The organism is Pseudomonadota bacterium (assembly GCA_034660915.1).
GTDB lineage: Bacteria > Desulfobacterota > Anaeroferrophillalia > Anaeroferrophillales > Anaeroferrophillaceae > DQWO01.
This window is the reverse complement of sequence record JAYEKE010000141.1, coordinates 1-11,621: the sequence shown is the minus strand read 5'-3', so window position 1 is coordinate 11,621 and position 11,621 is coordinate 1. Positions and strand designations below refer to the sequence as shown.

Annotated in this window: 8 protein-coding genes; 2 read left to right on the top strand and 6 right to left on the bottom strand. The window is 50.0% G+C overall.

The genetic code is table 11. From position 1 onward, the window contains the following. From U9P07_08530 to U9P07_08505, 6 genes are all read right to left on the bottom strand, one after another. Nucleotides 1-699: 2Fe-2S iron-sulfur cluster-binding protein (locus U9P07_08530; GenBank protein MEA2109448.1), on the bottom strand; the 699-nt coding region annotated here is incomplete at its 3' end. 177 nt (nucleotides 700-876) lie between these two features. Next, nucleotides 877-2,658, bottom strand: a complete 1,782-nt coding sequence (locus tag U9P07_08525) for a formate--tetrahydrofolate ligase (GenBank protein MEA2109447.1) — start codon at nucleotides 2,656-2,658, stop codon at nucleotides 877-879. Nucleotides 2,659-2,922: 264 nt separating this feature from the next. Beyond that, entirely contained in the window at nucleotides 2,923-4,338 is a 1,416-nt protein-coding gene (locus U9P07_08520) for an HD domain-containing protein (protein MEA2109446.1), read from the bottom strand. 9 nt (nucleotides 4,339-4,347) lie between these two features. Then, entirely contained in the window at nucleotides 4,348-4,929 is a 582-nt protein-coding gene (locus U9P07_08515; GenBank protein ID MEA2109445.1) for an aminodeoxychorismate/anthranilate synthase component II, read from the bottom strand. Between the two features lie 139 nt (nucleotides 4,930-5,068). Then, nucleotides 5,069-6,319 (bottom strand): cyclopropane-fatty-acyl-phospholipid synthase family protein, encoded by a 1,251-nt coding sequence (locus tag U9P07_08510; protein MEA2109444.1) that lies wholly within the window; start codon nucleotides 6,317-6,319, stop codon nucleotides 5,069-5,071. Nucleotides 6,320-6,393: 74 nt separating this feature from the next. Next, nucleotides 6,394-7,152 carry an NYN domain-containing protein gene (locus U9P07_08505; protein ID MEA2109443.1) on the bottom strand — a complete coding sequence of 253 codons (759 nt, stop codon included), beginning with the start codon at nucleotides 7,150-7,152 and terminating at the stop codon, nucleotides 6,394-6,396. Nucleotides 7,153-7,275: 123 nt separating this feature from the next. Between U9P07_08505 and priA the strand changes: the two genes are divergently transcribed. Then, nucleotides 7,276-9,768 (top strand): primosomal protein N', encoded by a 2,493-nt coding sequence (gene priA, locus U9P07_08500; GenBank protein MEA2109442.1) that lies wholly within the window; start codon nucleotides 7,276-7,278, stop codon nucleotides 9,766-9,768. 251 nt (nucleotides 9,769-10,019) lie between these two features. Next, nucleotides 10,020-11,621: aldehyde ferredoxin oxidoreductase N-terminal domain-containing protein (locus U9P07_08495; protein MEA2109441.1), on the top strand; the 1,602-nt coding region annotated here is incomplete at its 3' end.

The window sequence follows — 11,621 nt, the reverse complement described above, 5'->3', positions numbered from 1 at the left end:
TTCCAGGTTCAGCAACTGTCCCTTGACCGTTGTTGTTCCCACGTCAATAATGATCGAGTAGTTATCCTTGGTGGTATCCCCGGCCTCCAGGTCGATGAGCTTAAAACCCTTGGGGTTATAAACCAGGGTGACAGTAATTTTCCAGTCCGCCTGCCGCAATGCCCGGCTCAGGCGCCGGAGCAGATGAAAATCAGTGGATATATGCTCATATTTATAGTTTTTCTTTATCTCCCGCATCAAACGACCGAGATCACTCATGTTGTCATCCGCGGTTGGCGGCGGCAACTCCAGATAACACTTGAATACCGCCGGGTTGATGCTCAATCCCTGGACCAGGGTATTCAGGTCCCTGGCTTTAAGGATATGGCGCTGGCCGCCGGTTTTCCGTTTCAGGGCGGAATTGTCAATGCGTGATTCCGGTGGGATAGTGATTACCAGGTCATCAATTACCTTAGTGCGGCAGGCCAGCCGGTAGCCCTGCTGCCATTGTTCTTCGCTTAATTTTTCCGAACGTTCTGATTCAGCTTTGCCTTTGTCAATGATAACTTTACATTTTCCACAAGTACCATTGCCGCCGCAGGAGGCATTGATGTGGACCCCGGCGGCCATAGCCACCCGAAGGAGGTTTTCTCCGTGGCGATAGACATCAACGGTGATGTTGTCGGGCTGAAAGGTTACCTGATGGATGGGTTCCGGCATGAGGCAGACGTTAGTTCCAAATGAGATATCGTTTTATTGGTATATTCCTAAAAACGAAAAAACCTGAAGCGACTATCTCCCTTGCGGAGGGTCACTTCAGTGTTATGATAAGGGAAACAGTTGCCGGAGACAACCCGTCAGGGCCGTCCCCGGCAACCGGTATTTGAAGGTTATAGGTTAGAACAAGCCTTTTACCTGGCCGGTTTCCACATCGACATCGATGCGGCGGTAGGCCGGATCGGATGCGGTTCCAGGCATCAGTTTAATGGTGCCACCCAGTGGGACGCAGAATCCGGCACCCTGGTAGATCAGGACGTCGCGGACCGGGAAGGTAAAGCCTTTCGGCCGGCCCTTGAGGGTCGGATCATGGGAGAGGGAGAGATGGGTTTTTACCATGCAGGTTCCCAGTTTTGACAACTCAGGATCGTTGTCGATCATTTCGATCTTTTTCAGGGCTTCATCGCTGAAAGAGGCACCGTCGGCACCATAGACTTCAGTAGCCAGCAGCTCGATCCGTTTTTTGAGTGGGGTACTGTCTTCATAGAGAAGTTTGAATTCACTCGGTTCATCACAGGCTTCAATAACTGCCTGACACAACTCCTGTGCGCCTTCACCGCCATACTGCCAGTGTCTGGATACCGCGCAACGGGCACCGGCGGCTTCAGCCTGCCTTTTTATCTCGGCAATTTCGGCATCGGTATCGGTATAGAAGCTGTTGATGCAGACCACCGGGGTAACTCCAGCTTTTTTGACCGTTTCAATGTGGGCGATAACGTTGCAACAGCCTTTTTCAACCAGGCCGACATTCTCCTCAACATATTCCTTAGCCAGTGGCCGGCCGGGGACTACCGCGGGACCACCACCGTGCATTTTGAGGGCGCGGACGGTAGCGACAATGACTGAGCAGTCGGGAGTCAGGCCGGAGAAGCGGCATTTGAGGTTCCAGAATTTTTCGAAACCGATGTCGGCACCAAATCCGGATTCGGTCACATGATAATCACCCAGTTTCAGACCGATGCGGTCGGCAATGATAGATGACTGGCCGATGGCAATATTGGCAAACGGACCGGCATGGACAAAAACCGGCTGGCCTTCAACGGTTTGCAGCAGGTTGGGGTTCAAAGCTTTAACCATCCAGGCGGTCATGGCGCCACCAACGTCAAGATCGTCAGTGGTGACCGGTTTACCGGTTTTTGAGTAGGCGACGATGATTTTACCCATCCGTTCGCGCAGGTCTTTGAGATCCGTGGCTACGGCCAGGATCGCCATGATTTCCGAAGATACGGCAATGGCAAAACCTGATTCCATCACCATGCCGTCGAGCCGCTCGCCGAGACCGATAACAATATTACGCAGGGCCTGGGCGCAGAAGTCGAGGATCCAGCGGACTTGCACCTGATTGGGGTCAATATCCAGCCGTTTGAGATTCTTTTTGGCCAGAAAATCATCGGTGTTGTTCTGCTCATGCTGCATCCTGGAGGTCAGGGCGACCATCATCAGGTTGTGGGCGTTCATGATGTTATCGATATCGCCGGTGAGTCCCAGAGAAAAAGGAGTCAAGGGAATAGTCTGAGCCAAGCCGCCGCCGGCCGCTGAACCTTTGATGTTGAAAGTCGGGCCGCCGGAAGGCTGACGGATAGCGCCGACTACATTTTTGCCCATCAGGCCCAGGCCCTGAACCAGACCCATGCTGGTGGTGGTTTTCCCTTCGCCCAACGGCGTCGGAGTAATGGCGGTAACGTTGATATACTTGCCATCCGGTCGATCACCCAGGCGTTCAAGAACTTTCATATAGTCGACTTTAGCCACATATTTGCCCATGGGGATCAACTCATCGCCAACCAGACCCAGTTCGTCAGAAACCTGTTGAATCGGTTTCATCATCTCTTTTTCCGCCAGGGCCGCAATCTGCCAGTCAGCCATGTTCGGAGCATCAAACTTCTTAAAATCAAGTCCCATTTTTTCCTCCTGTTAAAATGATAAGATGTAAGGGAAAATACCCTGAATAAAACTAAAAGGGCAACGACGACATCATGTCGTCGTTGCCATTTGCTATCAATAGATCAAAGTGAGATAAATGCCTGGTTTGTCTAAATTATACAGTGAGGTAATGTGCGCCAAAACAATACTCCTGTCCCATTCCCTGAAAAATTAGCAGATGCAGATAATCATATTGTCTTTCCTTTGTCAAGGCAAATCTGGGGATTCTATCCCCGGTGCATTTCAATCGGAAATCGGCGGGGATGAAATTTTTTGGACCCAGGCCAAAGCCTCTTCACGACTGCCACATTCGCCGTTAATCTGGCGCTGATGGATTGCCCGGATGATAACTCCCATCTGGGGCCCTGGTTCCAGTCCTAAAGCCAGCAGATCCTTGCCGTTAATCAGCGGCTTAATAAACGTTTTTCGTTCCTGCTGATAAATATTTAAAAGATTATGGACACAGGCCTTAATTTTTTTCTGCCGTTGGGGGAAATCTTTACCCCGGGTGCCCAGGTTGTCAGCCAGGGTCAAAAAAAGCAGCAGCGGTAGATCTTCTTCCATGGTGAATACCAACTTGCGGAAAGTCTTGGGTTTCGGATTGGAAAGAGACAGCAGGAGGGGGGAGAGGTGCTGTTCGATCAGCCGGACAACGCGGGCTACTGTTTGTTTGCCAAGTCCTAAGGGGAGCAGCATGGTACTGGCGAGGTGGGCAGAAATCTGTTCATGGCCGTAAAAATGAATTTTTTCGGTTTGGGGATCAATGGTTTTGGCCAGCGTTTTGCCAACATCGTGGAAAAGTGCCGCCCAGCGGAGGATAACTGCCTGTTCATCGTTCGGTTGAGTCATGGCAGCGGGAGGATCGGCAATCAACTTGTCCAGGTTTTCCAGTACCTGTAGTGTATGTTCAAGAACATCCACGTGGTGATATTCATTCTGCATCAAACCCTGCAGGGGCAGGAGGGATGAAAAAAGGGTGAATAAAGCCCTGGTATCCGCCAGCCGGCGGATGCCGGCAGCGGCATTTTTCCGGGAGAGAATCAGTGATAACTCACTGCCGATTCTTTCCCCGGCGACTTCCAGCAGTCCTTCCCGGGCTTTGGTCATCTGCTCAATGGTTTCTGACGGCAACTGCATATTGACGGTCAGGGAAAAGCGGATGCCCCGTAGAATGCGCAAGGGGTCATCGACCAAACTTTTTGCGGAAACACAGAGGAGTTGGTGCTGTTTTAGGGCCTGCAGGCCGTGATGGGGGTCATGAAAACTGTCATCGTGAAGGCCGAGTGCCATGGCATTGATGGTGAAATCCCGGCGTTTGAGATCGGTGGTAATCGAATCTCCCTCCATGGGGGTGAGATCGAAAGTGCAGTCATGACTGACCAGGCGCCGGGTGATCCGATCTTCTTTGCCGAGGGTGAAGAAATGCTTACCACTGAGGCGGGTGATATGATTTTCCCAATGGTCCATGTCCCGGGGATGGCAAACCAGGTCTATATCTGTAAGCTGGCGATTTAAGATGGCATCACGAACGCTTCCGCCGACGGCATAGAGCTCCGGATCTCCTTTATGGGCGATGTTCTGCAATGCCGTCCAATCTGGAAACAGGGTGCTGAAGGCATGGTTTAATTCGACAGGATTCATGGGATAGGGGTTTTTCATTCCGGTTGATTATCTGCTTGCATGGGCCAGCTGGAGAAAATTATCCATAATTTTCATCCCGGCTTTGGTCAGGATGGATTCCGGGTGGAATTGTATCCCCCAGACTGGCAGTTCACGATGTTTTATCCCCATAATTTCCTGGTCATCAAGGGCGCTGGCGGTGATTTCGAGGCAGGGTGGCAGTGAGTCCGGTTCAATGACCAGGGAATGATAGCGGGTAGCTTCAAAAGGGTTGGGGATTCCCTTGAAAAGGTCCTGATTGTTATGGGATATCTGTGAGGTTTTTCCATGCATTATCTGTCCGGCCCTGGAGATACGGCCGCCAAAGGCGGCACCGATTGACTGATGACCGAGACAAATTCCCAGGATGGGTAGTCTGCCGGCCAGATTTTTGATTGCCGCGACCGAGATGCCAGCCTCTTTGGGAGTGCAGGGACCGGGGGAGATAACCAGACTGTCCGGCTGCAGTTCTTTAATTTCTCCGATACTGATGGCATCATTGCGATAGACCACCACCTCTTCCCCCAGGATTCCCAGGTACTGGACTATATTATAGGTGAAGGAATCGTAATTATCGATCATCAAAAGCATGGCAGGGACCTTTAGAAGGTATAAGATATAAGGCTAAAGGCTAAAGGCTAAAGGGTAAAGGCTAAAGGGTAAAGGCTAAAGGGTAAAGGCTAAAGGGTAAAGCTACACCGTACACCGTACACCGTAAACCGTATACCGTTCAGGTATAAATATGTTCTCTGGTTAACGGAAGCTCATTAGTCAATCCCCGGGTAAAAGTCAACTGGTAAAGATCCAGGGGGCCATGGAGGAAGTTGACCGAACTGCCGTTGAGGTACAGCCGCCAGCAGCGCAGGAAGTGTTCTATTTCTTCCGGATTATTGCCAATTGATTTCCGAATGTAATCCAGTCGCTGTTCAAAGCGCCTGATCCAGTGTTCCAGGGTAAGGTGGTAATGATAGCGCAAATTTTCCATGTCAGTGAGGCGAAGATCATGCCGGCCGGCTACCCGACAGATATCATACAGTTGTGGCAGTTCACCGCCGGGGAAAATATAGGTGGTGATCCATGAATCGGTTGGGGTTCCGTCATTTTTGCCAATGGTATGTAAAAGTCCCAGGCCACCGGGTTTCAGCAGTTCAACTGTTTTAGCAAAAAAATCCGGGTAGTATTTTCTCCCCACATGTTCAAACATGCCGATGGAAGCTAATTTGTCAAAAGTTCCTTCAGCTTCCCGGTAGTCCTGCAGGTGGAAGCTTACCTGGTCGGCAACCCCGGCCCGTTGTGCCCAATCTCTGGCATAATCAAGCTGGTTTTGGGATAACGTGTAGCCGGTTCCGGTAACCTGGTAATGTTGGGCGGCATAAATAAGCATGCCACCCCAGCCGCAGCCGACGTCAACTAGCCGTTCGCCTGGCTGCAGCTGCAGTTTACGACAGATATGTTCAAATTTATCCTGCTGGGCCTGTTCCAGGGAGTTTTCTGGAGCCTTAAAATAGGCACAGGAATAACTCATGCTTTCATCAAGCCATTCCTGGTAAAAATCATTGCCGCGGTCATAATGGTGGGCAATAGCCTTGTGCGCGCCATTGATGGAATTATAATTATAAAAGAGGCCGGCCAGGGGCAACAGCTTGCTGACGACTGGAGCTTGACAGCTGTCAAAGATCGGATGGAGGCTCAGACGGATGATTTGCTGCAGGTCACCGTTTACCTCAATCTCACCGTCCATATAGGCTTTGCCAAAACCGAGGGATCCTCTGAAGATGGCCTGCTGGGCAGCTTTTTTGCTTTTGAAATGCAGAACACAGGCAGGATTTGTTACGTCATCATCTGTTTCCGCCTGCCTGTCGGCAGACACGGCTCCACAGATTTTCCGCTCGCCGTCCCAGTAAATAATTTCTAAGGGCTCATAAGCGCATTGTCCGGCATATCCGGCAATCTGCCCTTTAAGAGACAGTTTTCCTTCCATAATACAGCCTCCTTTTCATAGAAATTAAACCTGTTGCCATGCCGACGGAAAAGAGGGTGAAGGAAAGCGATAGTCTATTTGGCGAAACCTTCAACAATCAATGTGCCGCTCTTTGCATCTTTGGTAAGTACCAGATAACCACGCTTTTCCGCGTCTTTCAGCATTTCACTGAAAGAGCGATAACCGAGAGATGATTCATAAAATGATGGCCTTTTCCGCTGCATGGTCTGTTTGATCATCGAAGACCAGAGAGTTTCTTTATTTTCACGCATCAGGGCGGTAATGGAGTCAAACAACAAGGTGAAGGCTTCCTTTTTATTAGCTGATATGTTGTCGGCAATCTGGGGAGGGGTTATTTCTGAAGTCTGCAGCAGATCCTCATAAAAAATGAATTCATCGCAATTGTTGCTCAATAAAGGCGAGGTGCTTTCATGCATGCCGATGCCGATGACATGTTTGCCGTTTTCCTTGAGTTTGGAAACCAGGGGGGAAAAGTCGCTGTCGCCGGAAACGATGACAAAGGAGTCAATATGTTCCTTGGAGTAAGACATGTCCATAGCATCAACGCAAAGCCTGATGTCAGCCGAATTTTTGCCGGTCATGCCCCGTTTGGGAATTTCAATCATTTCAATGGCTGCCGCGTGCAATTGCTGTTTATACTGGCTGTAGGCATTCCAGTCGGCATAGGCTTTTTTGGCAATCACTTTGCCTTTTTCCACCAGCCGGGCCAGGATGATCTCAACATTGAAAAGGTTTTTCTTTTTTCCTTTGAATCCCAGGGCCAGATTTTCAAAATCAATAAAGACCGCCAATGTATGTTCAATTTCTGACATGAGCTAGTTTCTCCTTTTTTCTTGCCGGGTATTTTGTTAGGATGTTAATCGTCTTTCTGTCCAAGACATGATATTTGCCAAGATAACGAATAATTCATCTAATTGCAAGGCTAGTTAACGAAAATGGTTTGCTACGCGGATGTGGCCATCAATATTCCCCGGGATAATCTCTTTACCTATGTGGTGGAGGATGAGCGGCTGCTGCCCCGGCTGGAGGTGGGAAAACGGGTTTTAGTTCCGTTTCGGGGACGTCAGCTCAGTGGCTATCTGGTCGGCTGGCGCCATAAGCTAAAACCTGAAGAAGAGAATCTGCGGATGTTGCCATTGGGGGATATTGTTGATGATCGTCCGCTTTTTTCTTCTGTGGATTTGGAATTTTATCGGCGGGCGGCAGCTTATTATCATGCCCCCCTTGGGGTGGCTCTGCATGCCATGCTTCCGGGAGGACTGGCCTACCGTTCATGTAGGGAGTATTGTCTGACCGGAAAGTTACTGCCGAAGATTAAAGATCCAGGCCGCCGTGAAATTGCGGAAAGATTACGGAAAACTCTGGCTGGTAAAGAGGGCATGCTGGTGGCAGAACTGGCAAAAGCGATATTGCTGCCGGCCGTGTCTGCCGACAGGCAGGCAGAACAGTTCAAGGTGGTGCTCAAAAGTGGCGTGCGCCAGGGCTGGTTATCAGTGAACAATCGTCTGCTGCCCCCGGTAGTTCGGGGGCGCCATGAAACCATCTATGAAATAGTGGATTTTTCCACCCTGGATGATGCTATCGCTGTTTCCAGAATCTTGGCGGAACGAAAAGAGGGCATGCGGACTTTTTTACGGTCAGGTGATTTTTTCAGCCGCCGCCAGTTTCTGGGTTTTTTCCCCGGCAGCAGCGCCATCTTGCGCCGCTGGCAGCAGCAAAACTGGATCAGGTCTCGACAGGTTCCCCGGCTTAGAAATATTCCTGATCAGGGCAGCGGCCAGGAGCCGCCACCGGTTGTAACCCTGACGTCGGTCCAGGAAAAGATTTATCAGCAGGTGGCGGTTAAATTGGTGCAGGCTGAATTTTCTCCTTTTTTAATCCATGGGGTTACCGGCAGCGGTAAAACGGAAATTTACCTGCAATTGATTAAAAAAGCCCGCCAACTTGGTCGTGGTTCATTGTATCTTGTGCCTGAAATTGCCCTGACGATCCAGTTGCTGGATCGATTTATCCGTGAATTCGGGGACCAGGTGGCGGTGTTGCACAGTTCATTGGGGGCCGGCGAGCGCTATGATCAATGGCGGCGGATTTGCCGGGGTGAAGCAACAGTGGTTTTAGGAGCCCGATCGGCGGTTTTTGCCCCCCTGCCCCGCCTGGGGTTGATCGTTGTTGACGAGGAACATGAAGCTTCCTATAAACAGGAATCATCTTTTCCCTATCATGGTCGCGATCTGGCCTTGATGCGGGGACAGATGGCCGGTTGCCCGGTAGTTCTGGGTTCGGCAACCCCAGCAGTTGTTACCTATCACCGTAGCGTAGCCAACCATTACCAGCTGCTGGAATTGTCGGAAAGGCCGGGAAACAGGCTGCTGCCCAAGGTGGAAGTGGTCGATTTGTCAGCCGGCAAACAAAAAATGTTCGATTGGGATGGTTTCAGTCCCAGACTGGTGGAAAGTATGACCGAGGTTTTGGATGCCGGCCGCCAGGTGATGCTTTTTTTAAATAAGCGGGGCTTTTCCCGGACGCTTTATTGCCTGGATTGCGGTTATATGCCCAGCTGCAGTTCCTGTTCGGTCAGGTTGACGTACCATAAAGAAATGAACCGGCTGATCTGTCACTACTGTGGCATGATGTTGCCGGTGCCATCGGTTTGTCCCCAATGCCATAAAAGCAATTTTTTCCCCTTGGGGGTCGGGATTCAGAAACTGGATGAGCGCCTTCAGGAATATTTCCCCGGGATTAAAGTAGCCCGTCTGGATCGTGACAGTACCCGTAAAAAAGGGCAGTTGGCAGCACTCATCAATGCCTTTTGTCGTGGCGAATACCAGGTGCTACTGGGAACCCAGATGCTGGCCAAGGGTCTGAATTTTCCCGATGTTGATCTGGTAGGAGTGATTTTTGCCGATCTCTCCCTGAACTTTCCGGAGTTTACGGCGGCGGAAAAAACCTTCCAGCTGCTTACCCAGGTAGCTGGTCGGGCGGGTCGGGGGCAGAACCGGGGTAAAGTTATCATTCAGACCCTGCAGCCGCGTCATTACAGTGTTCAGCATGCCACCAGCCACGACTACCAGGGTTTTTTCCGCCATGAGCTGGCCATCCGGAGAGAACTTAGTTTCCCTCCCTTCAGTCATTTGCTTTTGTTCCGTGGGCAGGCGGAGGATCAAGACCTGGTACAGAAGGTGTTACGGGTCATAAAAGACAGGTTGCTAAATATGATCAAAACCCATGGCTGGTCAAAAAATATTATGGTTATGGGTCCGGTTCCCAGTTCGGTTGCCAGAATCAAGAAAATGTATCGCTGGCAGTTGCTGCTGAAGAGCAACCATCGGCCTTATCTGCATCAGCTGATTACCGAGTGGCGCGGCTGTTCTCCTCCTTCCCGCAAAGTATCGATAACGGTGGACATTGACCCCATCTCTTTCGTTTGAGAATCAAGTTGGCCTTCACTTGATAAAGATGGCACAATCATTGCTAATTAAGGACAGGTGGAAATACAGCAGCGGCTGCCAGGTTAAATGCGTTCGGCTATTGGTGGGAACGAATGTGATACGGTCCTGGACCGCCACAAAATGGTGATTATTTATCACCTACCGGTAAAAAACACGGAAAAGATCAAGCTGCAAGTGTTTTGAAAACAGTGCGGATGACCGTATCGCAGATTGAGTATAAGGGGTAAAAAATGAGGTATGCAGAGACAGGATTTAATTTAGAGATTGATCTGACCCGAGGAAACATTGAAAAGGTTGCTTCAAATCCAAAGGAGACCGAGCTCTATCTGGGAGGGCTGGGAACTAACGCTAAGATAATGTGGGACAGGGTTCCCCATGATGTTGAAGCTTTTTCTCCTGAGAATCTCCTGATCTTCGGGGCTGGTCTTTTATGTGGCACTCCGGCAACCGGTTGTAACCGGACCATAGTTTCGACAATTTCTCCCCAGACTAAATTACTGGCATTTTCAATGATGGGTGGATTCTGGGCGCCGGAATTGAAGTATGCCGGTTATGATAAAGTCATCCTGCGCGGGCAGTCACCGGACCTTGTTTATTTATGGATAAACAATGACAAAGTAGAAATCCGTGATGCCTCTCATCTCAAGGGTAAGGGGGCGCTTGAGACGGCAGAGCTGATTAAGGCGGAGCTCAAAGAGCCGAAAGCCCAGGTGGCGGCTATCGGCATGGCTGGTGAAAACCGGGTCTTCTTTGCCTCCATTGAACAGGGTCGATCCAGTGCCAGTCGTGGCGGCATCGGGGCGGTTATGGGCGATAAAGGAGTTAAGGCGATAGTTGTTCGAGGAACAAATGATATCAATATTTCCCAGCCATTGGAATATATGGAGCTTTGCAAGGAAGTGCTGGAATATATAAAGTTCCGGGAAGAAAATCCCATTCCCGGGGTAATCCCTATTTTAGCCAGACTCGGTTCTCCTCAAGAGATGGCAATCCATGATGAAAAGTGGCACACCGAAAATTTTTCCTGGGGGAATGCCCGCACCCGGAGAAAAGATTTCTGGACTGATGAAGTTGCCGAGGAGTGGAGAGAAACGCTGGATAATACCCGGACGCGGCTGATAAGCTGTTATAACTGTCCACTGAAATGTGGGGCAACACTTTCCAGTCCAGACATGCCTACCTATATGATGAAATGTTTTACCAAGCTCACCTATACTCTGGGAGCCTATTCAGACCTGAATTTTGGCTTAACAATCGCCCAGAAGGCGACGGAGTATGGAGTGGACGGCTATTCAGCTCCGCAGGTTATGGCTTTCGCGCTTGAACTTTTGGAGGACGGTATTTTAACCGATGATGATTTCCCGGGAATGCCGGCTGACAACGAGGGCAGGTTTTACTGGCTGCTGGACCGGATCGTCCGCCGGGAAGGCATCGGTGATCTGCTGGCCGATGGAACTTACTGGGCGGCCAAAAAGATCGGCAAGGGTGCTGACGTCTATGTCCACAATACTATTAAAAAACATGAGCAGTTACCGCTCAAGTTGTATATGCTTAATCCCGTCTTTTTCCTGATGTATACTACCGGCGAGAAGATAAATGTCACCCAGATTGAAGGACAGTTCCCCCAGGGACCATTTCCTAAAAGAGAGCATAGAGAAAAGTTTGTTAAAGACTGGTTCCAGGTTCCCGATGAAAAGTTCAAGCAATATTTTCTCGACTGGGAAATAAAAGGAGAAAACTCAAATCCATATTATCCAACTATTGAAATGGCTTGTGATATTGTTGACTGGCAGGAACGGATGCATTACATTGATGACGCTCTTGGAATGTGT